This is a genomic window from Photobacterium sp., assembly GCF_033720175.1.
In the GTDB taxonomy this organism is placed as follows: Bacteria; Pseudomonadota; Gammaproteobacteria; order Enterobacterales; family Vibrionaceae; genus Photobacterium.
The window spans coordinates 1-24,392 of record NZ_JAWWDA010000007.1 but is presented as its reverse complement, the minus strand read 5'-3'; the positions used below and the strand labels follow the sequence as shown (position 1 = coordinate 24,392).

General features: G+C 45.7%; 40 protein-coding genes. 38 read left to right on the top strand and 2 right to left on the bottom strand.

Annotated elements, in window-relative coordinates; genetic code table 11:
* Positions 1-20: 20 nt before the first annotated feature.
* Positions 21-242 (bottom strand): SlyX family protein, encoded by a 222-nt coding sequence (locus R3289_RS09555; protein WP_318925278.1) that lies wholly within the window; start codon positions 240-242, stop codon positions 21-23.
* Positions 243-294: 52 nt separating this feature from the next.
* Positions 295-1,272 (bottom strand): hypothetical protein, encoded by a 978-nt coding sequence (locus tag R3289_RS09550; RefSeq protein WP_318925277.1) that lies wholly within the window; start codon positions 1,270-1,272, stop codon positions 295-297.
* Between the two features lie 194 nt (positions 1,273-1,466).
* On the opposite strand from R3289_RS09550, the gene fkpA reads away from it, so the two are divergent.
* The 38 genes from fkpA to rplQ all read left to right on the top strand — a co-directional run bounded on the left by fkpA (position 1,467) and on the right by rplQ (position 23,614).
* Positions 1,467-2,288, top strand: a complete 822-nt coding sequence (gene fkpA / locus R3289_RS09545; protein WP_318925276.1) for an FKBP-type peptidyl-prolyl cis-trans isomerase — start codon at positions 1,467-1,469, stop codon at positions 2,286-2,288.
* 223 nt (positions 2,289-2,511) lie between these two features.
* Entirely contained in the window at positions 2,512-3,201 is a 690-nt protein-coding gene (locus R3289_RS09540; protein WP_413466693.1) for a transcriptional regulator, read from the top strand.
* Positions 3,198-3,590: a sulfurtransferase complex subunit TusD gene (gene tusD, locus R3289_RS09535; protein ID WP_318925274.1), complete on the top strand. Its 393-nt coding sequence runs from the start codon at positions 3,198-3,200 to the stop codon at positions 3,588-3,590. Before R3289_RS09540 ends, tusD begins: the two co-directional genes overlap by 4 nt.
* A gap of 23 nt (positions 3,591-3,613) precedes the next feature.
* Positions 3,614-3,970 (top strand): sulfurtransferase complex subunit TusC, encoded by a 357-nt coding sequence (tusC, locus tag R3289_RS09530; RefSeq protein ID WP_318925273.1) that lies wholly within the window; start codon positions 3,614-3,616, stop codon positions 3,968-3,970.
* A gap of 7 nt (positions 3,971-3,977) precedes the next feature.
* On the top strand, positions 3,978-4,271 hold the full coding sequence (tusB, locus tag R3289_RS09525; RefSeq protein WP_318925272.1) for a sulfurtransferase complex subunit TusB: 294 nt from the start codon (positions 3,978-3,980) through the stop codon (positions 4,269-4,271).
* Between the two features lie 179 nt (positions 4,272-4,450).
* Positions 4,451-4,825, top strand: coding sequence for a 30S ribosomal protein S12 (gene rpsL / locus R3289_RS09520; RefSeq protein WP_107283411.1), 375 nt, complete (start codon positions 4,451-4,453; stop codon positions 4,823-4,825).
* A gap of 91 nt (positions 4,826-4,916) precedes the next feature.
* A complete protein-coding gene (gene rpsG / locus R3289_RS09515; protein WP_318925271.1) occupies positions 4,917-5,387 on the top strand; it encodes a 30S ribosomal protein S7 in 471 nt (156 codons plus the stop codon).
* 78 nt (positions 5,388-5,465) lie between these two features.
* Complete coding sequence (gene fusA / locus R3289_RS09510; protein ID WP_318925270.1) at positions 5,466-7,562, top strand: elongation factor G; 2,097 nt, start codon at positions 5,466-5,468, stop codon at positions 7,560-7,562.
* 103 nt (positions 7,563-7,665) lie between these two features.
* A complete protein-coding gene (gene tuf / locus R3289_RS09505; RefSeq protein WP_318925269.1) occupies positions 7,666-8,850 on the top strand; it encodes an elongation factor Tu in 1,185 nt (394 codons plus the stop codon).
* A 281-nt stretch (positions 8,851-9,131) separates the two neighbouring features.
* Entirely contained in the window at positions 9,132-9,602 is a 471-nt protein-coding gene (bfr, locus tag R3289_RS09500) for a bacterioferritin (protein ID WP_318925268.1), read from the top strand.
* 389 nt (positions 9,603-9,991) lie between these two features.
* Positions 9,992-10,303: a 30S ribosomal protein S10 gene (rpsJ, locus tag R3289_RS09495; RefSeq protein WP_005501283.1), complete on the top strand. Its 312-nt coding sequence runs from the start codon at positions 9,992-9,994 to the stop codon at positions 10,301-10,303.
* Between the two features lie 13 nt (positions 10,304-10,316).
* Complete coding sequence (gene rplC / locus R3289_RS09490; RefSeq protein WP_107283406.1) at positions 10,317-10,946, top strand: 50S ribosomal protein L3; 630 nt, start codon at positions 10,317-10,319, stop codon at positions 10,944-10,946.
* A gap of 16 nt (positions 10,947-10,962) precedes the next feature.
* The gene (rplD, locus tag R3289_RS09485; RefSeq protein WP_107283405.1) at positions 10,963-11,565 is read left to right on the top strand and encodes a 50S ribosomal protein L4; all 603 of its coding nucleotides are present in this window, start codon (positions 10,963-10,965) and stop codon (positions 11,563-11,565) included.
* Positions 11,562-11,864, top strand: coding sequence for a 50S ribosomal protein L23 (gene rplW / locus R3289_RS09480; RefSeq protein WP_107283404.1), 303 nt, complete (start codon positions 11,562-11,564; stop codon positions 11,862-11,864). Before rplD ends, rplW begins: the two co-directional genes overlap by 4 nt.
* A gap of 18 nt (positions 11,865-11,882) precedes the next feature.
* A complete protein-coding gene (rplB, locus tag R3289_RS09475) occupies positions 11,883-12,707 on the top strand; it encodes a 50S ribosomal protein L2 (RefSeq protein ID WP_318925267.1) in 825 nt (274 codons plus the stop codon).
* 20 nt (positions 12,708-12,727) lie between these two features.
* A complete protein-coding gene (gene rpsS, locus R3289_RS09470) occupies positions 12,728-13,006 on the top strand; it encodes a 30S ribosomal protein S19 (RefSeq protein ID WP_107283402.1) in 279 nt (92 codons plus the stop codon).
* A 10-nt stretch (positions 13,007-13,016) separates the two neighbouring features.
* A complete protein-coding gene (gene rplV, locus R3289_RS09465; protein WP_107283401.1) occupies positions 13,017-13,349 on the top strand; it encodes a 50S ribosomal protein L22 in 333 nt (110 codons plus the stop codon).
* A gap of 19 nt (positions 13,350-13,368) precedes the next feature.
* The gene (gene rpsC / locus R3289_RS09460) at positions 13,369-14,058 is read left to right on the top strand and encodes a 30S ribosomal protein S3 (protein ID WP_107283400.1); all 690 of its coding nucleotides are present in this window, start codon (positions 13,369-13,371) and stop codon (positions 14,056-14,058) included.
* 11 nt (positions 14,059-14,069) lie between these two features.
* Positions 14,070-14,480, top strand: coding sequence for a 50S ribosomal protein L16 (gene rplP, locus R3289_RS09455; RefSeq protein WP_318925266.1), 411 nt, complete (start codon positions 14,070-14,072; stop codon positions 14,478-14,480).
* Positions 14,480-14,671, top strand: a complete 192-nt coding sequence (rpmC, locus tag R3289_RS09450; RefSeq protein ID WP_107283398.1) for a 50S ribosomal protein L29 — start codon at positions 14,480-14,482, stop codon at positions 14,669-14,671. Before rplP ends, rpmC begins: the two co-directional genes overlap by 1 nt.
* Positions 14,671-14,925: a 30S ribosomal protein S17 gene (gene rpsQ, locus R3289_RS09445; RefSeq protein ID WP_318925265.1), complete on the top strand. Its 255-nt coding sequence runs from the start codon at positions 14,671-14,673 to the stop codon at positions 14,923-14,925. The genes rpmC and rpsQ overlap by 1 nt, the downstream gene beginning before the upstream one ends.
* Before the next feature lie 163 nt (positions 14,926-15,088).
* Entirely contained in the window at positions 15,089-15,460 is a 372-nt protein-coding gene (gene rplN / locus R3289_RS09440) for a 50S ribosomal protein L14 (RefSeq protein WP_075762918.1), read from the top strand.
* A 12-nt stretch (positions 15,461-15,472) separates the two neighbouring features.
* Positions 15,473-15,787, top strand: a complete 315-nt coding sequence (gene rplX / locus R3289_RS09435) for a 50S ribosomal protein L24 (RefSeq protein ID WP_107283396.1) — start codon at positions 15,473-15,475, stop codon at positions 15,785-15,787.
* 15 nt (positions 15,788-15,802) lie between these two features.
* Positions 15,803-16,342, top strand: coding sequence for a 50S ribosomal protein L5 (gene rplE / locus R3289_RS09430; protein ID WP_107283395.1), 540 nt, complete (start codon positions 15,803-15,805; stop codon positions 16,340-16,342).
* Positions 16,343-16,357: 15 nt separating this feature from the next.
* Complete coding sequence (gene rpsN / locus R3289_RS09425; RefSeq protein WP_107283394.1) at positions 16,358-16,663, top strand: 30S ribosomal protein S14; 306 nt, start codon at positions 16,358-16,360, stop codon at positions 16,661-16,663.
* A gap of 35 nt (positions 16,664-16,698) precedes the next feature.
* Positions 16,699-17,091 (top strand): 30S ribosomal protein S8, encoded by a 393-nt coding sequence (rpsH, locus tag R3289_RS09420; RefSeq protein WP_107283393.1) that lies wholly within the window; start codon positions 16,699-16,701, stop codon positions 17,089-17,091.
* 12 nt (positions 17,092-17,103) lie between these two features.
* Positions 17,104-17,637 carry a 50S ribosomal protein L6 gene (gene rplF, locus R3289_RS09415; RefSeq protein ID WP_318925264.1) on the top strand — a complete coding sequence of 178 codons (534 nt, stop codon included), beginning with the start codon at positions 17,104-17,106 and terminating at the stop codon, positions 17,635-17,637.
* A gap of 9 nt (positions 17,638-17,646) precedes the next feature.
* Positions 17,647-18,000 carry a 50S ribosomal protein L18 gene (gene rplR / locus R3289_RS09410; RefSeq protein ID WP_318925263.1) on the top strand — a complete coding sequence of 118 codons (354 nt, stop codon included), beginning with the start codon at positions 17,647-17,649 and terminating at the stop codon, positions 17,998-18,000.
* Positions 18,001-18,012: 12 nt separating this feature from the next.
* Complete coding sequence (rpsE, locus tag R3289_RS09405) at positions 18,013-18,510, top strand: 30S ribosomal protein S5 (RefSeq protein WP_318925262.1); 498 nt, start codon at positions 18,013-18,015, stop codon at positions 18,508-18,510.
* A 5-nt stretch (positions 18,511-18,515) separates the two neighbouring features.
* On the top strand, positions 18,516-18,695 hold the full coding sequence (gene rpmD / locus R3289_RS09400) for a 50S ribosomal protein L30 (protein ID WP_107283389.1): 180 nt from the start codon (positions 18,516-18,518) through the stop codon (positions 18,693-18,695).
* 5 nt (positions 18,696-18,700) lie between these two features.
* The gene (gene rplO / locus R3289_RS09395; protein WP_107283388.1) at positions 18,701-19,135 is read left to right on the top strand and encodes a 50S ribosomal protein L15; all 435 of its coding nucleotides are present in this window, start codon (positions 18,701-18,703) and stop codon (positions 19,133-19,135) included.
* 22 nt (positions 19,136-19,157) lie between these two features.
* A complete protein-coding gene (secY, locus tag R3289_RS09390) occupies positions 19,158-20,483 on the top strand; it encodes a preprotein translocase subunit SecY (protein WP_107283387.1) in 1,326 nt (441 codons plus the stop codon).
* Positions 20,484-20,508: 25 nt separating this feature from the next.
* Complete coding sequence (gene rpmJ / locus R3289_RS09385; protein WP_005417265.1) at positions 20,509-20,622, top strand: 50S ribosomal protein L36; 114 nt, start codon at positions 20,509-20,511, stop codon at positions 20,620-20,622.
* Positions 20,623-20,767: 145 nt separating this feature from the next.
* Positions 20,768-21,124, top strand: a complete 357-nt coding sequence (gene rpsM / locus R3289_RS09380; protein WP_107283386.1) for a 30S ribosomal protein S13 — start codon at positions 20,768-20,770, stop codon at positions 21,122-21,124.
* A gap of 19 nt (positions 21,125-21,143) precedes the next feature.
* The gene (gene rpsK, locus R3289_RS09375) at positions 21,144-21,533 is read left to right on the top strand and encodes a 30S ribosomal protein S11 (RefSeq protein WP_005370963.1); all 390 of its coding nucleotides are present in this window, start codon (positions 21,144-21,146) and stop codon (positions 21,531-21,533) included.
* A 27-nt stretch (positions 21,534-21,560) separates the two neighbouring features.
* Positions 21,561-22,181: a 30S ribosomal protein S4 gene (rpsD, locus tag R3289_RS09370; protein WP_107283385.1), complete on the top strand. Its 621-nt coding sequence runs from the start codon at positions 21,561-21,563 to the stop codon at positions 22,179-22,181.
* A gap of 23 nt (positions 22,182-22,204) precedes the next feature.
* The gene (locus R3289_RS09365) at positions 22,205-23,194 is read left to right on the top strand and encodes a DNA-directed RNA polymerase subunit alpha (protein WP_318925261.1); all 990 of its coding nucleotides are present in this window, start codon (positions 22,205-22,207) and stop codon (positions 23,192-23,194) included.
* 33 nt (positions 23,195-23,227) lie between these two features.
* On the top strand, positions 23,228-23,614 hold the full coding sequence (gene rplQ / locus R3289_RS09360) for a 50S ribosomal protein L17 (RefSeq protein ID WP_107283383.1): 387 nt from the start codon (positions 23,228-23,230) through the stop codon (positions 23,612-23,614).
* Positions 23,615-24,392 lie beyond the last annotated feature (778 nt).

Sequence of the window (24,392 nt, the reverse complement as noted above, 5' to 3'; positions counted from 1 at the left end):
AACCGCGCTTCTGCTGATGATCAATAATGCGGTGGCGGGGTTTCTTCAGATTCTTCGGCCATGTTTGATGTCTCAAAGCCTTTCACCTTCCCAACCAGGAATTTAAGCTGAACCTGCATCTTGTCAAACTGGAATTGCTGATCGGTTAACGCCTGGTTCAGCTCGTCAATAGTTTGTTCCTGAAAAGCCTGCTTCATTTCCAGCTCATCAATCTGAGCCTGTAGTTTTTTAATATCAGTCATGAGGTTATATACCAATAAACGTTATACTAACCAGAGCTGACTCTGATTGGTTTTATTCTGTTGTCCAAGCCTGGGCAATACCCGCAGAGGTACCAGAGATCACCTGTCCGGAAGCTGTAATGGCCACATCATACACCACTGCTGACGGTGGTCTAGCATCTTGTAGGGGGGCTGCTTCCCAGCGTCCCAGATTCTTGCCCGTCGCGCTATCCCAGAGCTCTACGCGTCGCGAAGGGGTGCCTGTGACTAACTGTGTTCCATCTTCGGAGAAACGGGCGCTGGATAAATTCTGTTGGCGTAAGCGTACGGCAAGCTCTGCCTGTTTCTTGCCGCTGGTCAGATCCCAGACAAACACATCATTGGTCCCATCGGCCGTTAGCGCCAATTTTCCATGACGCTGCAGAGCGACCCGGCTGATCCGGGAAGTGTGTTCGAAACGATAAATGATCTGGCCTGTTCGGGTTTCCCATAAATACGCAAAATAATCATTGCCGCCAGACAAGGCATACTGTCCGTTGGCAGAAATAGCAACAGAATTAACTTTTTCTCTGTGTGCAAGGAACTCTAGACGACGTCCAGTGCCCAAGTCGATATAAAGTGCTTTGCTGTTAGAGAGCGCCAGGACAATATGCTGACCGTTATTGGCAATAGCGACATCGCGAATAACGCCATCAGAAATGGACCATAAACCGTCTGATTGCCCCCAGGCCAAATCCCACACCGCAAAGTTCTGTGCTGTGGCGGTAATAGCGTAGCGGTTGTTGTCAGAAATTGTGCTGGAAAGGACGGTATTGTGATGTGGATCTTGAGAACCAAAATCTGCTAACCTTTTGTTTTGCTGTAGGTCCCATAGCACGATACCTTGTTGGGCTGAATTGAAAAGGGCAAATCGTCCGTCTCTGCTCAGGCTGAAACTGGTTGCGCCTTCAGGAGCTAAAACCCAGCGTTTGATTTCCGAACCAGAAAAAAAACAGCCACTGAGTAATATCAGTACCAAAATGATGCTAATTCTGTGGAATATCTTACGCATTAAGGTCTGGTTCCGGTTTGTTTTGCTAAGTAAAGAATGCTATCAATCGTATTAAATAACTGAACAAACACAATTGTTAGGCAGTTACTTAATAAAACTGGTAGTAGTATATTGATATGGCATGTTTTTCACACCTACAGTGGAAAGCAAAGCTAAAAAATGAGGCATTACCTCATCGACTGATGGAGAAATACATGAAACCTGTTCTAAAGATGTCTGTTCTGGCTGCAACAATCCTACTGGCCGTTGGCTGCCAAGATGAAAAAGCGGCGGAAACACAATCCGCTGAGCCTGCAAAAGTAGAGCAGGTAGCAGCAGATACAGCAACCGCTGAACAAGCAAAAGAAGCGTTTGCCTCTGAAGATCAAAAATCAGCTTATGCAATCGGTGCCTCTCTTGCGCAATACCTTGCGGCGAACCTGGACCAGCAAAAAGAGCTCGGCCTGGAACTGAACCGTGATGACGTACTAGCAGGCGTGAGTGACGTCTTTGCGAACAAGAGCCGCATGACGCCTGAAGAAACACAGCAGGCGCTGCAGGAGCTTGATAAGCGTATTTCTGATATCGCAGCAGAAAAATCGAAAGTGGAATCTGACAAAAACCTCAAAGCAGGCGAAGACTTCCGGACTGAATTTGAAAAGCAGGACGGCGTAGCAAAGACTGAGTCAGGTCTTTTGTACCAAGTCGAAAAGCAAGGTGAAGGCGAAAAGCCCGCGGCAACAGATACGGTCAAAGTACACTACAAAGGCATGCTGACTGACGGTACTGAGTTTGATAGCTCTTACAAGCGTGACCAGCCTGCGACATTCCCGCTAAATCAAGTGATCCCTGGCTGGACAGAAGGTGTACAGTTAATGCCGGTAGGTTCTAAATTTAAGTTTGTTATCCCGCCAGAGCTGGCGTACGGATCTCAGGCCAACCCAAGCATTCCTGCCAACTCAACGCTAGTGTTTGAAGTTGAGTTGCTAGACATCGTAAAAGCGGAACAACCCGCTGCGGAAGCTAAAACGCAGTAATTTACGTGTTTATCACAGATAAATTTTGCAAATAGTTTGATAAGACCCGGCTTGTGTCGGGTCTTTTTTTATCGATATTCTGATAAACTTGCAACAAAGTTTGAATTTATGTCCATTCTATTGATTATCTATTGACGCTAAGTTGAGCTGATAATGAATGTAATGGGTATTTGCAAGGAAGATGTGAACAGTGGTCTCTACAGATAACTTTGGTTCTGATGTCATGATTGAAAGTGACTTGGTTGAAAGTCGCGCTTTCACTGAGCACGACTATATTGTTTTACACTCTTATGAAGCAGTGGTTGATGGCCTGGCGGCATTGATCGGTCCGTTTTGTGAGATCGTATTGCATTCATTAGCGGATCTGAATACGTCGGCAATCAAGATTGCCAACGGTGAAAATACCGGGCGTAAGGTCGGATCGCCAATTACCGATTTGGCGCTGCGGATGTTACGGGATATTGAAGGGTCAGAACGTAATTTTTCTCGTGCTTATTTCACGCGGGCAAAAGGCGGTGATTTGATGAAGTCAATCACCATTGCCATTCGTAACGGTGAAAAGCGGATCATCGGTTTGTTGTGTATTAACATCAACCTCGATGCTCCTTTCTCACAAATTCTGCAATCTTTCATGCCTACCGATGAGGCGAAGCATGCGGCTTCAACGGTCAACTTTGCCAGCGATGTTGATGAGTTGGTGGATCAGACTGTCGAACGTACGATTGAAGAAATTAATGCTGATAAAGGCGTATCGAACAACGCCAAAAACCGGCAAATTGTGATGGAGTTGTACGATAAGGGCATTTTCGATATTAAAGATGCCATTAATCGGGTTGCTGACCGCTTGAATATCTCCAAACACACCGTGTACCTCTATATTCGTCAGCGAAAAACTGAGGATGGCGAAAAATGACCTTGAATTATGTCTTGGTGGTTGATGGTCCGGCATATGGCCGCCAATCGGCTCGTTCAGCCTATCAATTTGCGCTGGCGGTAATCGATCAGGGGCATCGACTGTCCCGGATCTTTTTTTATCAAGACGGTGTTTATAATGGTTCTGCGCTGACAGCTCCCGCGTCGGATGAATTTGATCTGGTTGCCGCCTGGCAACAGCTGTCCGCAGAACATAATATTGAGTTGCAAACCTGCGTTGCAGCGGCATTGCGTCGTGGCATTGTGAGTGCGCAAGAGGCTGAACAGAATCAGCTGCCGGGCAATAATCTGGCGGCAGGATTTGAATCGGCAGGACTGGGCGGTTTGGCGGAAGCGCTGCTGACTGCTGATCGTGTGATTCAATTTTAAGTGCCCTATTTTAAGAGAGCAACATGAAACCGTTAGGCTTTGTATTCCGAAGTGCCCCGCATGGTAAGAGCTGTGGTCGGGAAGGTCTTGATGCGGTATTGGCCACATCAGCCTACAGTGAAGATTTACATTTGTTCTTTCTTGACGACGGGGTTTTTCAGCTCCTGAACAAGCAGCAGCCTGCCGCCATTCTATCCCGCGATTATATCGCAACATTCAAAATGCTCGATTTATACGATATTGAGAATATTTATGTGTGTCGGCGCTCAATGGCGGAGCGGAGGATGGCAAAAGAAGAATTGATCATTGATGCGGCCGTCCTGGATGAAGCCGAAATAACGATAAAATTGCAACATTGCCAACGCATACTAAGCTTCTGAGGGCGACATGCTACATACCATCACAACATCCCCTTTTCATACCCAGTCTTTGCAAAGCTGTCTACGCTATATAAGCCAAGATGATGAGATTTTATTGCTCCAAGATGCAGTAATCGCCGGATTAAGAGAAAATTTCTGGTGTGAGGCAATAAAAAATTCAGGTGTAAAAATTTATTTACTGAAAGAAGATCTCTCGGCGCGAGGAATTATTGAAAAAGTAGATTGTTGTTTTGAAGTTATTGATTACAAAGGTTTTGTATCGCTTTCCGTCAAGCATGAAACACAGATGAATTGGGCCTGAAATCGCGCTTTATACGGCATGGCCTGTCAATTTTTATGATTGTTTAAGAAATGATCACATCATTGATCGTTGTATACATCTTGACACCCTATTGTGCGACGCCTAAAATTTCGCGTCCTCCTGTTGTTGGGAGGCAGATTTTTCACATTTTACGAAAGTAATATTTCAGGAGCTATTTAATGGCAACTATTAACCAGCTGGTTCGCAAGCCACGTGTAAAGCAAGTTGTAAAAAGCAACGTGCCTGCGCTAGCAGCGTGCCCGCAAAAGCGTGGTGTATGTACTCGTGTTTACACTACTACACCTAAAAAACCGAACTCCGCACTACGTAAAGTATGTCGTGTTCGTCTGACTAACGGCTTTGAAGTTACTTCATACATCGGCGGTGAAGGTCACAACCTTCAGGAGCACTCAGTTGTTCTTATCCGTGGTGGTCGTGTTAAAGATTTACCAGGTGTGCGTTACCACACCGTTCGTGGTGCACTTGACTGTGCAGGCGTTAACGACCGTAAGAAAGGTCGTTCTAAGTACGGTGTTAAGCGTCCTAAGTCTTAATGGATTCCGTTAAGTAAGGCCAAACATTTAAATTATTTTGAAAAAACTGAAAAGTTTTGGATAACCTGAAGAAGACAACGGAGATATATCCATGCCACGTCGTCGCGTAATCGGTCAGCGTAAAATTCTTTCAGATCCTAAGTTCGGATCTGATCTGCTGGCAAAATTCGTTAACATCCTTATGGTTGACGGAAAGAAATCTACTGCAGAAAAAATCGTTTACACTGCACTAGATACTATGGCTGAGCGTTCTGGTGAAGAATGTTTATCTGTATTCGAAAAAGCTCTTGAAAATGTACGTCCATCGGTAGAAGTTAAATCTCGCCGTGTGGGTGGTTCAACTTACCAGGTGCCTGTAGAAGTACGTCCAGTACGTCGCAACGCACTGGCTATGCGCTGGTTAGTTGATGCTGCGCGTAAGCGTGGTGAAAAATCTATGGCTCAGCGTCTAGCAGGCGAAATGCTTGATGCGGCTGACAACAAAGGTACTGCTGTTAAGAAACGTGAAGACGTTCACCGTATGGCAGACGCGAACAAAGCGTTCGCACATTACCGCTGGTAATAGCAAATGGACACAGCAGGCGATTCCTGCTGTGTCTAAACCATACTCTAAGGTTAACCTTAGTAAGAGGATACAACCGTGGCTCGTAAAACGCCTATCGAGCGCTACCGTAATATCGGTATCTGTGCTCACGTCGACGCCGGTAAAACAACGACTACCGAGCGTATCCTGTTTTATACAGGCCTATCTCACAAGATCGGTGAAGTACACGACGGCGCTGCTACTATGGACTGGATGGAGCAGGAGCAGGAGCGTGGTATCACTATCACATCCGCTGCGACTACTACGTTCTGGCGTGGTATGGACGGTCAGTTTCCAGAGCATCGCGTAAACATTATTGATACCCCGGGACACGTTGACTTCACTATTGAAGTTGAACGTTCTTTGCGCGTACTCGATGGTGCTGTTGTAGTTTTCTGTGGTGCTTCCGGTGTTGAGCCGCAGTCTGAGACCGTATGGCGTCAAGCTGATAAGTATGAAGTGCCGCGTATGGTTTTCGTCAACAAGATGGACCGTGCTGGTGCAGACTTCCTTCGGGTTGTTGACCAGATTAAGAACCGTCTTGGTGCGAACCCAGTGCCAATCCAGCTTAACATTGGTGCTGAAGAAGAATTTAAAGGTGTAATCGACCTGATCAAAATGAAGACCATTAATTGGTCGGAAGAAGATCAAGGTATGACTTTCACCCATGAAGACATCCCAGCAGAGCTGCAAGACCTTGCTGATGAATGGCGCATGAACTTAGTTGAGTCAGCGGCAGAAGCTACTGAAGAACTAATGGATAAATACCTTGAAGAAGGTGAGCTGTCTGAAGAAGAAATTAAGGCAGGTCTTCGTCATCGTACCCTGAACAATGAAATCGTGCTGGCAACGTGTGGTTCTGCTTTTAAGAACAAAGGTGTTCAGGCAGTACTGGATGCAGTTATCGATTACCTCCCTTCACCAACCGAAGTGAAAGCTATCAAAGGTGAAGACGAACGAGGTAATGCTGTTGAGCGTCATTCAAGCGATGACGAACCTTTCTCAGCACTTGCGTTTAAAATCGCAACCGACCCGTTCGTTGGTACATTGACGTTCATGCGTGTTTATTCAGGTGTTGTAAACACTGGTGATACCGTCTTCAACTCTGTGAAAGAGAAACGTGAGCGTTTTGGTCGTATCGTTCAGATGCACGCGAACAAACGCGAAGAGATCAAAGAAATCCGTGCCGGTGATATCGCTGCGGCAATTGGTCTTAAAAGCGTAACTACTGGTGATACTCTGTGCGACCTGAATGACAAAGTTATTCTTGAGCGGATGGAGTTTCCTGAGCCAGTAATTCAGATCGCGGTTGAGCCAAGATCGCAAGCTGATCAAGAAAAGATGGGTGTCGCGCTGAGTAAGCTGGCGGCAGAAGACCCATCTTTCCGAGTGGAAACCGATGATGAATCAGGCCAGACGTTAATTTCTGGTATGGGTGAACTTCACCTTGATATCATCGTTGACCGTATGAAGCGTGAATTCAGCGTTGACTGTAACGTGGGTAAACCTCAGGTTGCTTATCGCGAAACTATTCGTGGTAAAACAGAAGTTGAAGGCAAGTTTGTACGTCAATCCGGTGGCCGTGGTCAGTTTGGTCATGTTTGGCTTAAGATTGAACCGTCTGAACCTGGTGAAGGTTTCGTCTTCGTTGATGAAATCGTCGGCGGTGCTGTACCAAAAGAGTTTATTGGTTCAGTATCTAAGGGTATCGAAGAGCAAATGAAGAATGGTGTGCTTGCGGGCTACCCTGTTCTTGACGTGAAAGCGACGCTGTTCGATGGCTCTTATCACGATGTTGACTCCAGCGAAATGGCGTTTAAAATCGCAGGTTCAATGGCATTCAGGAAAGGTGCGCTAGAAGCAAACCCTGTTATTCTTGAACCCATGATGAAAGTTGAAGTAACGACTCCTGAAGACTGGATGGGTGATGTGGTTGGCGATCTTAACCGTCGCCGCGGCATGATCGAAGGTATGGATGATGGCCTCGCGGGCCTTAAAATCATTCATGCTAAGGTCCCTCTGTCTTCAATGTTTGGTTATGCAACTGACTTACGTTCTGCAACTCAAGGCCGTGCGTCTTACTCGATGGAATTTCATGAGTACTTTGAAGTTCCTAAGAACATTGCAGATGGCATCATCGCAGAGCGCACATAATTGAATTATTTGCGTCAACTGCGGTTGGCGCATTAAAATACAAACTTCGGACGCGTCCCCTAACCTAGTAGGGGGCGTATCTTAACTAGGAAGGAACACGATTGTGTCTAAAGAAAAATTTGAACGCGTAAAACCGCACGTTAACGTTGGTACCATTGGCCACGTCGATCACGGTAAAACAACTCTAACTGCAGCTATCTGTACTACTCTTGCAAAAGTTTACGGCGGTGTTGCTAAAGATTTCGCATCTATCGATAACGCTCCAGAAGAGCGCGAGCGCGGTATCACAATCTCTACTTCTCACGTAGAGTACGATACTCCAAGCCGTCACTACGCACACGTTGACTGCCCAGGACACGCCGATTATGTTAAAAACATGATCACAGGTGCTGCTCAAATGGATGGTGGTATCCTAGTTGTTGCTGCAACTGATGGCCCTATGCCTCAGACGCGTGAGCACATCCTTCTTGGTCGTCAGGTTGGTATCCCTTACATCATCGTATTCATGAACAAATGTGACATGGTTGATGATGAAGAGCTACTAGAACTAGTAGAAATGGAAGTTCGTGAACTTCTTTCTGAGTACGATTTCCCAGGTGATGACTGCCCAGTAATCATGGGTTCTGCACTAGGCGCACTTAACGGTGAAGCTCAGTGGGAAGAGAAGATCATTGAACTAGCTGAAGCTCTAGATAACTACATCCCAGAGCCAGAGCGTGCAATCGATCTACCATTCATCCTTCCTATCGAAGATGTATTCTCAATCCAGGGCCGTGGTACTGTTGTAACGGGTCGTGTTGAGCAAGGTATCGTTCGCGTAGGTGACGAAGTTGCAATCATCGGTATCAAAGACACTATCACTACTACATGTACTGGTGTTGAGATGTTCCGTAAGCTTCTTGACGAAGGCCGTGCTGGTGAGAACGTTGGTGTTCTTCTACGTGGTACTAAGCGTGACGAAGTTGAACGTGGTCAGGTTCTTGCTAAGCCAGGTTCAATCACTCCACACACTACTTTCACTTCAGAAATCTATGTTCTTTCTAAAGATGAAGGCGGTCGTCACACTCCTTTCTTCAAAGGTTACCGTCCACAGTTCTACTTCCGTACAACTGACGTAACGGGTACTATTGAACTGCCAGAAGGCGTTGAAATGGTAATGCCTGGTGATAACATCTCTATGACTGTTACTCTAATCGCGCCTATCGCGATGGACGAAGGTCTACGTTTTGCTATCCGTGAAGGTGGCCGTACAGTTGGTGCTGGTGTTGTTGCTACAATCGTTGCTTAATTTGCAATAATTGAACGACACAGAAAGGGAGCCTAAGGGCTCCCTTTTTTTATGCCTGTAAATTAGTACTGTGTAGTAAGGAGTTAATTGCTCGAACCTGACTGATATCGACCCACTTTGAGATCGAAATTCGGGAACTGTATCGGTATGGTCCAGAAGGTCATCGAGCCGGTATTTATCATAAGCGACAAAAATCGAGTCAATCTTGGCTCTCTCTCTTTTGACACTCTTGAAATTGGTTCTACTATTAAAAGACCTGAAAAAAAAGTATCCCCCTTCTCATGAAAACCGACCCGAAAATCATTAAATACCTCAACGAAGTGCTGGCCAATGAATTAGTCGCCATCAACCAATACGCCCTGCATGCAAGAATATATAAGGAATGGGGCTTAACGCGTCTTGCCAACAAGGAATCGCATGAATCGCGAGATGACAGGAAGCATGCCGAGCACTTGATTAAACGCATCCTGTTGTTAGGTGGATTGCCGGATCTGCCCGATTTAGGCAAGCTCAATATTGGTGAAGATCCCCAGGATATGCTGGAGTGCGATTTAGCGTTGGAGATGGCTGCGATGCTCGATCTAAATGATGCTATTGCTTATGCTGAAAAAGTTCATGATTACGTTACCTGTGACTTGTTTCGGGATATCCAGCAAAAAGAAAAAGAGCATGCTGATTGGTTTGAAACCCAGCTAGACCTGATTGAAAAAATAGGGAATGCGAATTATAGCCAGACACAAATTTCAGGTTAAAGCCAGCGTACAAGTTCAGTGTCGATACCCTAACAACGTATTGATGAAATAAGATAGGGAAGCCTAATGATGGACTTCCTTTCAGATCAGATCGGTTTTCGTAACTCGAACGATTATTTATCGATCAAGGCTTGCGCTTAAAAGTGTGATCTGTATAATGCACGCCACTGTCTCGTTAAAGATAGTTGTGAACCAATAAGCGTTGAGGAAGAAGTCGCTCATAAACGACTTGGTAATGTATACTCTGACTTATGTTCGCAGTCATTAAATTGACTGACAACGTACCCAAAAGGGGTACTACGGTTTCACATAAATCAATCGACATTCCCTCGTTTAACTGAGCGTGAATGGCGATATTGTTTGTGTAAATTTTACTGGAGCTCTGTCTCATGCAGAACCAACGTATTCGTATCCGCCTAAAGGCGTTCGATCACCGTTTGATCGACCAGTCTACTGCGGAAATCGTTGAAACAGCTAAGCGTACTGGCGCGCAGGTTCGTGGTCCTATTCCACTACCGACTCGCAAAGAGCGCTTCACTGTTCTTATTTCTCCACACGTCAATAAAGATGCACGTGATCAGTACGAAATCCGTACTCACAAGCGTCTTATCGACATCGTTGAGCCTACAGATAAAACTGTTGATGCTCTAATGCGTCTAGATCTAGCTGCTGGCGTTGACGTCCAGATCAGCCTAGGTTAAGGGGAGATAAGAAATGATTGGTCTAATCGGTCGTAAAGTGGGCATGACCCGCATCTTTACCGAAGATGGCGTTTCTATCCCAGTAACAGTGGTTGAAGTTGAAGCTAACCGTGTAACTCAAGTTAAAACACTTGAAACTGACGGTTACAATGCAATTCAGATCACTACTGGTGCTAAGAAAGCTAACCGTGTATCTAAGCCAGAAGCAGGTCACTTCGCAAAAGCGGGTGTTGAAGCTGGTCGCGGTCTTTGGGAATTCCGTCTAGATAATGGTGAAGAGTTTGCAGTTGGCGCTGAGCTAAATGTTGAACTGTTCAACGAAGTTAAAAAAGTAGACGTTACTGGCACATCTAAAGGTAAGGGCTTCCAAGGCGCAATTAAGCGTTGGAACTTCCGTACTCAAGATATGACCCACGGTAACTCCTTGTCTCACCGCGCTCCGGGTTCAATTGGCCAATGTCAAACTCCAGGTCGTGTATTTAAAGGCAAGAAAATGGCTGGTCACATGGGTGCTGAGCGTGTAACGACTCAAAACCTAGAGATCGTACGTGTTGACGCTGAGCGCAATCTGCTTCTTATTAAAGGTGCGGTACCGGGCTCAACAGGTGGCAACGTGATCGTTAAACCAGCTGTTAAAGCGTAAGGTCGAGGAGTTAGTAATGGAATTGGTAGTCAAAGGCGCTGATGCGCTCACTGTCTCCGAAACTACTTTTGGACGTGATTTCAATGAAGCTCTAGTACATCAAGTGGTTGTTGCTTATGCAGCAGGTGCTCGTCAAGGTACTCGTGCTCAGAAAACTCGTTCTGACGTTTCTGGCGGTGGTGCTAAACCATGGCGCCAGAAAGGTACAGGCCGTGCACGTGCAGGTACTATTCGTAGTCCGCTATGGCGCACAGGTGGTGTAACTTTCGCAGCTCGTCCACAGGACCACAGCCAGAAAGTTAACAAAAAAATGTACCGCGGTGCTATGAAGAGCATTCTTTCTGAGCTAGTTCGTCAAGAGCGTCTAATCGTTGTTGATAATTTCTCTGTAGAAGCACCAAAAACAAAAGAACTAGCAGCAAAGCTTAAAGAGCTTGATCTGACTGATGTTCTAATCGTAACTGGCGAATTAGATGAGAATCTATTCCTTGCAGCACGTAACCTTTACAAGGTAGACGTTCGTGATGCAGCGACAATCGACCCAGTTAGCTTGATCGCTTTCGACAAAATCGTGATGACTGCAGCAGCAGTTAAACAAGTTGAGGAGATGCTAGCATGATCACTGAAGAGCGTATTTTAAAAGTTCTCCGTGCTCCGCACATTTCTGAAAAAGCAACGACTGCTGCTGAAAACGCGAATACAATCGTGTTCAAAGTAGCAATTAATGCAACGAAGAAAGAGATCAAAGCGGCAGTTGAAAAACTGTTCGAGGTTGAAGTTAAGTCTGTAAATACTCTTGTTGCTAAGGGTAAGACCAAACGTCAAGGTGCACGTGAAGGCCGTCGTAATGACTGGAAAAAAGCGTATGTTATCTTGAAAGAAGGTCAAGACATCGACTTCGCTGGTAGTGCAGAGTAAGGCTAGGAGCAAAGAAGAATGGCTATTGTTAAATGTAAGCCGACTTCCCCGGGTCGTCGCCACGTAGTTAAAGTGGTTAACTCTGACCTGCATAAGGGTAAGCCGTACGCACCACTACTAGAGAAAAAATCTAAGTCTGGTGGTCGTAACAATAACGGTCGTATCACAGTACGTCACATCGGTGGTGGTAACAAGCAACACTACCGTATGATCGACTTTAAACGTACTAAAGATGGTATCCCAGCGAAAGTTGAGCGTTTGGAATATGATCCAAACCGTAGTGCGAACATCGCGCTAGTGCTTTACGCTGACGGTGAACGCCGTTACATCATTGCACCAAAAGGCATCCAAGCTGGTGATCCAATCCAGTCTGGCGCTGATGCTGCGATCAAAGTTGGTAACACGTTACCAATGCGCAACATCCCAGTAGGTTCAACTGTACACTGTGTTGAGCTTAAGCCTGGTAAAGGTGCTCAGCTGGCTCGTTCAGCTGGTGCATACGCTCAGATCATTGCACGTTCAGGCACATATGTGACTCTACGTCTGCGTTCTGGTGAAATGCGTAAGGTTCTTTCTGAAGGTCGTGCGACCCTAGGTGAAGTTGGTAACGCAGAACACATGCTACGTGAGCTAGGTAAAGCTGGTGCTTCACGCTGGCGCGGTGTTCGTCCAACTGTACGTGGTGTTGTAATGAACCCAGTTGACCACCCACACGGTGGTGGTGAAGGTCGTACATCTGGTGGCCGTCACCCAGTTACACCTTGGGGTGTTCCTACGAAGGGTTACAAAACTCGTAAGAACAAACGTACCGACAAGTACATCGTACGTCGTCGTAATAAGTAATAATTATCAGAGGATAAGCCATGCCACGTTCTCTCAAGAAAGGTCCTTTCATTGACCTGCACTTGCTGAAGAAGGTAGAGAAAGCGGTGGAAAGCGGAGACAAGAAGCCTGTTAAGACTTGGTCCCGTCGCTCAATGATCATCCCACAGATGATCAATTTGACCATCGCTGTCCATAATGGTCGTCAGCACGTTCCTGTTTTCGTTTCTGAAGAAATGATCGGTCACAAGCTAGGCGAATTTGCACCAACACGTACTTATCGCGGCCATGCTGCAGATAAGAAAGCTAAGAAGCGCTAAGGAGTAGGTAATGGAAGCTATCGCTAAACATCGCTTTGCTCGCATTTCGCCGCAGAAAGCTCGTTTGGTTGCAGATCAACTGCGCGGTAAGCCAGTTGCTCAAGCTCTAGAAATTCTTCAGTTCAGCAACAAAAAAGCTGCTGAACTAATCAAGAAAGTTCTAGATTCAGCTATCGCTAACGCAGAACACAACGAAGGCGCAGACATTGATGATCTTAATGTTGCTAAAATCTTCGTTGACGAAGGTCCTACCATGAAGCGTATTATGCCTCGTGCTAAAGGCCGTGCCGATCGCATCTTGAAGCGTTCTAGCCACATCACTGTTGTTGTAGCAGACCGCTAAGAGACTAGGAGAGAAAGCAATGGGTCAGAAAGTACATCCTAATGGTATTCGTCTAGGCATCGTTAAGCCTTGGAATACCACTTGGTTTGCTAATAGCCAAGAGTTCGCTGACAACCTAGACGGCGACTTCAAGGTACGTCAGTTTCTTACTAAAGAACTGAAAAAAGCGTCTTTATCACGTATCGTTATCGAGCGTCCTGCTAAGAGCATCCGTGTGACTATTCACACTGCTCGTCCAGGCATCGTTATCGGTAAGAAAGGTGAAGACGTTGAAAAGCTACGCGCTCGCGTGTCTAAGATCGCTGGTGTTCCAGCTCAGATCAACATCGCAGAAGTACGTAAGCCTGAGTTAGACGGTCAACTGGTTGCAGACAGCATTTCGTCTCAGCTAGAGCGTCGCGTTATGTTCCGTCGCGCTATGAAGCGTGCAGTTCAGAACGCAATGCGTCTTGGCGCTAAGGGTATCAAAGTTCAAGTAGGTGGTCGTTTAGGCGGCGCTGAAATCGCACGTTCTGAGTGGTACCGTGAAGGTCGTGTACCTCTACACACTCTTCGTGCTGACATTGATTACGCAACTTCTTCGGCTCACACCCAATACGGTGTAATCGGCGTTAAAGTTTGGATCTTCAAAGGTGAAGTTCTAGGCGGTATGCCAGTTGCAGAGCCAAAGGCTGACAAGCCTAAGAAGCAACGCAAAGGCCGTAAATAAGGAGTTTATTGATGCTGCAACCTAAACGCACTAAATTCCGCAAGACTTTTAAAGGTCGTAACCGCGGTCTAGCGAACGGTACTGATGTAAGCTTCGGTACTTTTGGTCTTAAAGCTGTTGGCCGTGGTCGTTTGACTGCACGCCAAATTGAAGCTGCACGTCGTGCTATGACTCGTCATGTTAAACGTCAAGGCCAAATCTGGATTCGAGTTTTCCCCGACAAGCCTATTACAAGCAAGCCGTTGGAAGTTCGTCAGGGTAAGGGTAAAGGTAACGTTGAGTACTGGGTAGCCCAAATCCAACCAGGTAAAGTTCTTTATGAAATGGATGGTGTTCCTGAAGCACTAGCACGTGACGCATTTGAACTTGCTGCACGTAAGCTACCTATCAAGACAACATTTGTAATTAAGGCGGTAATGTGATGAACGCTGTAGATCTACGCGCAAAAAGCGTTGAAGAACTGAATGCTGAACTTGTGGGCCTACTACGTGAACAGTTCAACTTGCGTATGCAAGCTGCAACTGGTCAGTTACAGCAGACTCACAATCTGAAAGCTGTACGCCGTGATATCGCACGTGTTAAAACCGTTCTGACTGAAAAGGCTGGCGCATAATGAGCGAAGAAACCCGTATTCAGCTCGGTCGTGTAGTTAGTGACAAGATGGACAAGTCTATCGTTGTTGCTATCGAACGCATGGTGAAACATCCGATTTATGGTAAGTTCATCAAACGTACGACTAAGCTTCATGCACACGATGAAAACAACGAATGTGGCCTAGGCGACACAGTTGAAGTTCGTGAATGTCGTCCACTGTCTAAGACTAAGTCTTGGACTCTGGTACGCGTCGTTGAAAAAGCTCGCATTTAAGCGAATTTGACAACGAAATGATCAAGCGGCCCTGAATAAATTTAGGGTCGTTTATTTTTTGTCTACCCATCGGTCGAAAATGGTGTTATTATTCGCCGCCTTTGAAGTAAAGGCATTCCGACCCGCGATGGGTCTAGATGTTTAAAATAAGCGGAGCACTAACATGATCCAAATGCAAAGTACGCTTGACGCAGCCGATAACTCCGGCGCTCGTCGCGTAATGTGTATTAAGGTTCTGGGTGGTTCTCACCGCCGTTACGCACACATCGGTGATATCATCAAGATTACTGTGAAAGAAGCAATTCCTCGCGGTAAAGTTAAAAAAGGTGATGTTCTGAAGGCGGTGGTTGTACGCACCCGTAAAGGCGTTCGTCGCCCGGACGGCTCTGTCATTCGCTTCGACCGTAATGCTTGTGTATTGTTGAACGATACTACAGAGCAACCAATCGGTACTCGTATTTTTGGCCCAGTGACGCGTGAACTTCGCAATGCGAAATTCATGAAAATCGTTTCACTAGCGCCTGAAGTGCTGTAAGGAGTAACTAAAATGGCAGCTAAAATCCGTCGCAACGACGAAGTTATCGTTCTTACCGGTAAAGATAAAGGTAAGAAAGGTAAAGTAACTAAGGTTCTAGCAACCGGTAAAGTTATCGTTGAAGGTATTAACCTTGTTAAAAAACACCAGAAGCCTGTACCGGCAATGGGTGTACAAGGTGGCATCGTTGAACAAGAAGCAGCTATTGATGTTTCTAACGTTGCAATCTTCAATGCTGAAACCGGTAAAGCAGACCGTGTAGGCTTCCGATTTGAAGACGACAAAAAAGTTCGTTTCTTTAAGTCTAATAGCGTAACTATTAAGTAAGTTTGGAGTAGTACTATGGCGAAACTGCATGATTACTACAAAGAGACTGTTGTAAAAGAGCTTGCTGACAAGTTCGAATACAAGAGTATCATGCAAGTCCCAAGGATCGAAAAAATCACACTGAACATGGGTGTGGGTGAAGCGATCAACGACAAGAAGCTTTTAGAGAATGCTGCTGCTGACATGACTGCTATTGCAGGTCAGAAGCCGCTAATCACTAAAGCTCGTAAGTCTGTTGCTGGCTTTAAGATCCGAGAGGGCTACCCTATTGGCTGTAAAGTAACTCTACGTGGCGAACGCATGTGGGATTTCTTCGAGCGTCTAATTTCAATTGCTGTTCCTCGTATCCGTGATTTCCGTGGTCTAAACCCGAAATCATTTGACGGTCGTGGTAACTATAGCATGGGCGTTCGTGAGCAGATCATCTTCCCAGAAATCGATTACGATAAAGTAGATCGTATCCGTGGTCTTGATATCACGATTACAACTTCTGCTAGTTCTGATGAAGAAGCTCAAGCTCTGTTATCTGCTTTTAACTTCCCATTCCGTAAGTAAAAGTAAGGGTTACTAATGGCTAAAGAATCAATGAAGGCGCGTGAAGTTAAACGTGCCAAGCTTGTAGCTAAGTTCGCTGAAAAGCGTTCGGCGCTAAAAGCTATTATTAGTGACGTGAATGCGTCTGAAGAAGATCGCTGGAATGCAGTGCTTAAGCTTCAGTCTCTACCACGCGATTCTAGTTCGTCTCGTCAGCGTAACCGCTGTAACCAGACTGGACGTCCACACGGCTACCTACGTAAGTTTGGTCTTAGCCGTATCAAGGTTCGTGAAGCTTGCATGAAAGGCGAGATTCCGGGTCTGCGTAAGGCTAGCTGGTAATCAGCTGCCAATTTAGAATCACGGAGTATTGACTTATGAGCATGCAAGATCCGATCTCGGATATGCTGACCCGTCTTCGTAACGGTCAGGCAGCGAAAAAAGTTGCTGTTAAAATGCCATCTTCTAAACTGAAAGTTGCTATTGCAACTCTTTTGAAAGAAGAAGGTTTTGTGGCTGACTACACTGTTACTGGTGAAGTTAAGCCTGAGCTAGAAGTTACTCTTAAGTACTTCGAAGCTAACCCAGTTATCGAGCAAATCCAACGTGTATCACGTCCAGGTCTGCGCATCTACAAGAAAAAAGGTGCGTTACCATCAGTGATGGGTGGTTTGGGTATTGCTGTTGTTTCCACTTCCAAGGGTCTTATGACCGACCGTGCTGCTCGTAAAGCCGGCCTTGGCGGTGAGATTATCTGCTACGTAGCTTAATAGGAGTAGGACATGTCTCGTGTTGCAAAAGCACCTGTAGTTATTCCTGCCGGCGTAGAAGTTAAACTCAACGGCCAGGAAGTTACTGTTAAAGGTCCTAAGGGCGAACTAGTTCGCACTTTTAACCCGGCAGTAGTTTTTTCTCAGGAAGAAAACACACTTACTTTCGGTCCACGCGAAGGTGTTGCTAACGCTTGGGCACAAGCAGGTACTGCTCGTGCACTAGTTAACAACATGGTTGTTGGTGTTACTGAAGGCTTTACTAAGAAGCTAACCCTTAAAGGTGTCGGTTACCGTGCGAACGTTGCTGGTAGCACTGTTAACCTTACTTTGGGCTTCTCGCATCCAGTTGCGCATGAATTGCCAGCCGGTATGAAAGCTGAATGTCCTTCACAAACTGAAATCGTACTTACGGGTACCGATAAGCAGATTGTTGGTCAGGTAGCGGCTGAAATTCGCGCTTACCGTAGCCCTGAGCCTTATAAAGGCAAAGGTGTTCGTTACGCCGACGAAGTCGTGCGTACTAAAGAAGCTAAGAAGAAGTAAGGTAACACTATGGATAAGAAAGTTTCTCGTATCCGTCGTGCGACCCGTGCACGTCGTAAGATTGCTGAACTTGGCGCGACTCGTCTGGTTATACACCGTACTCCACGTCACGTGTATGCTCAGGTAATCGCCCCGAATGGCTCTGAGGTTATCGCTTCAGCTTCTACCGTAGAAAAAGCGATCCGTGAGCAAGTTAAGAGCACCGGTAACAAAGACGCTGCTTCAGCTGTAGGTAAAGCTATTGCTGAGCGCGCGATTGAAAAAGGCGTCTCTAGCGTTGCATTCGATCGTTCTGGTTTCCAATACCACGGCCGTGTAGCTGCACTAGCAGAAGCTGCTCGTGAAGCTGGTCTGAAATTCTAAGGTAGGCGGAAGATGGCTAACGAAAAAACACAATCAGATTTGCATGAAAAGCTGATCGCTGTTAACCGTGTATCAAAGACGGTTAAAGGCGGACGCATTTTCAGCTTTACTGCACTAACAGTAGTTGGTGACGGTAACGGTCGCATCGGTTTTGGTTACGGTAAGGCACGTGAAGTACCTGCTGCAATCCAAAAATCAATGGAAAAAGCACGCCGTAACATGGTTACTGTCGCGCTTAACGACGGTACTCTACACCACGCTGTTAAAGGTCGCCACACTGGTTCTAAAGTGTATATGCAACCTGCATCAGAAGGTACAGGTATCATCGCCGGTGGTGCTATGCGTGCAGTGCTAGAGGTTGCGGGTATCCGTAACGTACTAGCTAAAGCATACGGTTCTACAAACCCAATCAACGTTGTTCGCGCAACAATTGATGGTTTGAGTGGTATGAACTCTCCAGAAATGATCGCTGCGAAGCGTGGTCTTTCTGTTAAAGAAATTCTGGAGTGATAGACATGGCTAAGACAATTAAAGTAACACAGACAAAGAGCTCTATCGGTCGTTTACCGAAGCATAAAGCATCTTTGCGTGGCTTAGGCCTTCGTCGTATCAACCACACTGTTGAGCTTGAAGATACTGCCTGCGTACGCGGCATGATCAACAAAGTTCACTACATGGTTAAAATTGAGGAGTAATCAGAATGCGTTTGAATACTCTATCACCGGCTGCGGGTTCTAAGCCTTCTGCGAAGCGCGTAGGTCGTGGTATCGGTTCTGGTCTGGGCAAAACTTGTGGCCGTGGTCACAAAGGTCAGAAATCACGTTCAGGTGGTTCTGTGCGTCCAGGCTTTGAAGGCGGTCAAATGCCTTTGAAACAGCGTCTACCAAAATTCGGTTTTACTTCTCGTAAGAGCTTGGTAACAGCTGAAGTTCGTCTAGCAGAACTAGCGAAACTTGAAGGTGACGTGATTGATCTAGCTACATTGAAAGATGCAAACATTATCACTAAGAACATTAAATTTGTAAAAATTGTTCTTTCTGGTGAAATTGCACGTTCAGTGACAGTTAAAGGTCTTCGCGTGACTAAAGGCGCTAAAGCTGCAATCGAAGCTGCCGGCGGTAAAATCGAGGAATAATTAACTCGAGGATGAGGTACAGATGGCTAAACAACCAGGACAAGATTTTCGTAGCGCACAAGGTGGCCTAGCAGAGCTTAAGACTCGCCTTTTATTCGTATTAGGTGCTATCTTGATTTTCCGAGCAGGCTCTTTTGTGCCTATTCCTGGTATTGACGCTGCTGTACTTGCCGATCTGTTCGAACAGCAAAAGGGTACCGTCATTGAACTGTTTAACATGTTCTCTGGTGGTGCACTTGAGCGTGCTTCTATCTTAGCGTTGGGCATTATGCCGTATATTTCGGCTTCTATTATTGTCCAACTGCTAACGGTAGTTCATCCGGCCTTGGCCGAATTGAAGAAAGAGGGTGAATCTGGTCGTCGTAAGATCAGCCAGTACACTCGCTACGGCACGCTTGTTTTGGCAACCTTCCAAGCAATTGGTATTGCGACGGGGTTACCAAGTATGATCCCTGGCCTGGTCATTAATCCGGGCCTTGGATTCTACTTTGTTGCAGTTGTGAGTTTGGTTACTGGTACCATGTTCTTAATGTGGTTAGGTGAGCAAATTACAGAACGCGGCATTGGTAATGGTATATCGGTGATTATTTTCACTGGTATCGTTGCAGGTTTGCCACCGGCTATTGGACAGACCGTAGAGCAAGCACGTCAAGGTGAATTGCACGTACTTCTTCTACTGTTAATTGCAGTAATTTCTTTCGCTGTGATTTATTTCGTAGTGTTTATGGAGCGTGGTCAGCGTCGTATCGTCGTTAACTATGCCAAGCGTCAGCAAGGCCGTCGTGTTTTTGCCGCGCAAAGCACTCACTTGCCATTGAAAATTAATATGGCAGGGGTAATTCCAGCGATTTTTGCATCAAGCATTATTCTGTTTCCAGGCACACTGGCTCAGTGGTTTGGTCAGAACGAAAACCTAGGTTGGTTAAGTGATATTTCACTTGCACTAAGCCCAGGTCAGCCGCTTTATGTAATGCTTTATGCGACTGCGATTATTTTCTTCTGTTTCTTCTATACCGCGTTGGTGTTTAACCCTCGCGAGACAGCTGATAACTTGAAGAAGTCTGGTGCATTCGTACCTGGTATTCGCCCGGGTGAACAGACCTCGAAGTATATTGATAAAGTGATGACACGTTTAACCCTAGCGGGTGCGTTGTATATTACCTTTATTTGTCTGATCCCCGAGTTCATGATGATTGCATGGAATGTCCGCTTCTATTTTGGCGGTACATCACTACTTATCGTAGTCGTTGTAATCATGGACTTCATGGCTCAAGTTCAGACACATATGATGTCTCAACAATATGAGTCAGTATTGAAAAAGGCTAATCTTAAAGGCTATGGCCGTTAAGATCATCCATTTACGGAGTTTAGCAATGAAAGTTCGTGCTTCCGTTAAGAAAATCTGCCGCAACTGCAAAGTTATCAAGCGCAACGGTGTTGTGCGTGTAATTTGCGTTGAGCCTAAGCATAAACAGCGCCAAGGCTAATTAGCAGAAATATTTCTTGCAAATTGAAGGTAGGTTGGCTAAATTAGCCAACCAATCTTTTGTGTGTGCAAAAGAATTGTACCACCACTGCGTATCCTAAACGGGCTCTGCAGTGGTTATTCTTGTAAAGTACTAGGAGTGAATAGTGGCCCGTATTGCAGGCATTAACATTCCTGATCAGAAACACTCTGTAATCGCACTTACTGCGATTTACGGAATTGGTAAAACTCGTTCGAAGGCTGTTTTAGCTGAAGCGGGTATTGCTGAAGATGTTAAGATCAGCGAATTATCTGAAGAACAGATCGATCTACTGCGTGATGGTGTAGCTAAATACACAGTAGAAGGTGATCTACGTCGTGAAGTTTCTATGAACATCAAGCGTCTTATGGACCTTGGTTGTTACCGTGGAATCCGTCACCGTCGCAGTCTACCTCTACGTGGACAGCGTACTAAAACCAACGCACGTACCCGTAAAGGTCCGCGCAAGCCGATCAAAAAATAATCGGATAAGGTAGAGTACAATGGCAAAGCAACCAACTCGCGCTCGTAAGCGCGTACGCAAGCAAGTAGCTGATGGCGTAGCGCACATCCATGCTTCTTTTAATAACACAATCGTAACCATTACAGACCGTCAAGGTAATGCTCTTTCTTGGGCTACTGCAGGTGGTTCAGGTTTCCGCGGTTCTCGTAAATCTACTCCGTTCGCTGCACAGGTTGCTGCTGAGCGTTGTGGTGAAATGGCCAAAGAATATGGCGTTAAGAACCTGGAAGTTATGGTTAAGGGACCTGGTCCTGGTCGTGAGTCTACAATCCGTGCATTAAATGCAGCGGGTTTCCGTATCACTAACATTGTTGATGCGACTCCGATCCCTCATAACGGTTGTCGTCCACCTAAGAAACGTCGCGTATAACGTTTCTAGGAATATTGGAGAAAGAACATGGCAAGATATTTGGGTCCTAAGCTGAAGCTTAGCCGTCGCGAAGGCACTGACTTATTCCTTAAGTCAGGCGTACGTGCGATTGATACCAAGTGTAAAATTGATAACGCGCCGGGCCAACATGGTGCTCGTCGTGGTCGTCTGTCTGACTACGGTGTTCAGCTTCGTGAGAAGCAGAAAGTTCGTCGTACATATGGCGTATTAGAAAAACAATTCCGTAACTACTATAAAGCAGCTGCACGCCTTAAAGGCAACACAGGTGAAAACCTGCTTCAGCTTCTTGAAGGTCGTCTTGATAATGTTGTTTACCGCATGGGTTTTGGTGCTACACGCGCTGAATCACGTCAGTTGGTAAGCCACAAAGCGATCCTAGTTAACGGTACAGTCGTAAACGTTCCTTCTTTCAAGGTAGCGGCAAACGACGTTGTTAGCATTCGTGAGAAAGCTAAGAACCAAGCACGCATTAAAGCAGCTCTTGAAGTTGCTACTCAGCGTGAACTACCGACTTGGGTCGAAGTAGACAGCAGCAAACTGGAAGGTACGTTCAAACGTCTTCCAGAACGTTCTGATTTGTCTGCCGACATCAACGAACACCTGATCGTCGAGCTTTACTCTAAGTAAGGCTATAGTTAAGAGAGGACACAATGCAGGGTTCTGTAACAGAATTTCTTAAGCCGCGTCTTGTTGATATCGAACAAGTTAGCTCGACGCATGCAAAAGTAACTCTAGAGCCACTAGAGCGTGGTTTTGGCCACACTCTAGGTAACGCTCTTCGTCGCATTTTATTATCTTCAATGCCAGGTTGTGCTGTAAGTGAAGTTGAAATCGACGGTGTGTTACATGAGTACAGCACCAAAGAGGGAGTTCAGGAAGATGTTCTCGAAATCCTTTTAAACCTTAAAGGTCTAGCCGTTAAGGTTGAGGGTAAAGATGAAGTTATCCTTACTCTGAACAAATCTGGTGCAGGCCCTGTTGTTGCAGGTGACATCACCCATGATGGTGATGTTGAGATTGCGAACCCAGAGCACGTAATCTGCCACCTAACTGATGACAATGCTGAAATTAGCATGCGCATCAAGGTAGAACGTGGTCGTGGCTATGTACCGGCTTCTGCTCGAATTCACACTGAAGAAGACGAGCGTCCAATTGGTCGTCTGTTAGTTGATGCAACTTACAGCCCTGTGGACCGTATCTCATACGCCGTAGAGGCAGCACGTGTTGAACAGCGTACTGATCTTGATAAGCTTGTGATAGATATGGAAACTAACGGTACGCTTGATCCTGAGGAAGCTATCCGTCGTGCAGCAACTATTCTTGCTGAACAACTGGATGCATTCGTAGATCTTCGTGATGTACGAGTTCCTGAAGAGAAAGAAGAGAAGCCAGAGTTCGATCCGATCCTACTGCGTCCTGTAGACGATCTTGAACTAACTGTTCGCTCTGCTAACTGTTTGAAAGCAGAAGCGATCCATTACATCGGTGATCTTGTTCAGCGTACTGAGGTTGAGCTTCTTAAAACGCCAAACCTTGGTAAGAAGTCTTTGACTGAAATCAAAGACGTGCTGGCATCGCGTGGTCTTTCTCTGGGCATGCGCCTTGAAAACTGGCCGCCAGCATCAATCGCTGAAGATTAATAGTTACTGATATCTAGTTAGAAGGATTAGGTCATGCGCCATCGTAAGAGTGGTCGTCAACTCAACCGCAACAGCAGTCATCGTAAAGCGATGTTCAGCAACATGGCTAGCTCTCTGGTACGTCACGAAATTATCAAGACTACCTTGCCAAAAGCAAAAGAGCTACGTCGCGTAATTGAGCCATTGATTACCCTAGCTAAGACAGACAGTGTTGCTAACCGTCGTCTTGCATTCGCACGCACTCGTGATAACGAAGTGGTAGCGAAACTATTTAACGAATTAGGTCCACGCTTCACTAAGCGTCCAGGTGGTTACACTCGCATTATGAAATGCGGTTTCCGTACTGGCGATAAAGCCCCAATGGCTTTCATCGAGCTTGTAGATCGTCCTGAAGCACAGGAAGAAGCTGCTGCTGAATAAGCAAAAGCGCGTTAAATTAAAAAAGCCGAGTCTTAGACTCGGCTTTTTTTTTCCTGAATATCCTGACATATTATTTCCAATGGCCAACAATTGAAACCATTCATAATATTGAGCGGAAATATCCACCTGTCCGTGTATATATTCAGAATATACAGATCATTTAGAAACGAAATCAGCAAGTTTAATCAGACCATATTTAGAGTATGAAGACTTGGTGAGCCCTTCGCTTTGTGTGCTATACCGTCCTACATTATTTTGCTGTAACACGATCAATTATGATCAATACTATCACACAGTAGAAATTGACTCTTACCGTCGTGTAAAAGACGGAGGTAATGATCTCTGTAGGCTATTGTTGTTAAAGTAGCCTAAAAGTCGTTATATGGTTGCTATTCGGTCACTTGGTGTTTATTTTTATATTTTCCCTTGCCAATGTCAAATGACCCCCTATAATGCCGCCTCACCGATACGGATAGCGCCTTCTTCTTATAAGAAGTTTGCAAGCCTTCGGTAGGATGAAAGTCCAGTGAAAATTAAGTTTTAAAAAGTGTTTGACACGTTAACTTAATTCGCTAGAATGACCGTCCACTTAATGATGGAGTGCGATACTGAATTGTATTAGCTTCCTAGTTAAGTTTGTTCTTTAACAATTTGACCATGCAATCTGTGTGGGCACTCGTGAAAAAGTTAAGTCGAAAGATTTATCAATGAACTGAGTGACCGAACAGTATGATTCCTGCAGAGGAATGATATTGGCACAGTCAATTTATGCTTCAAC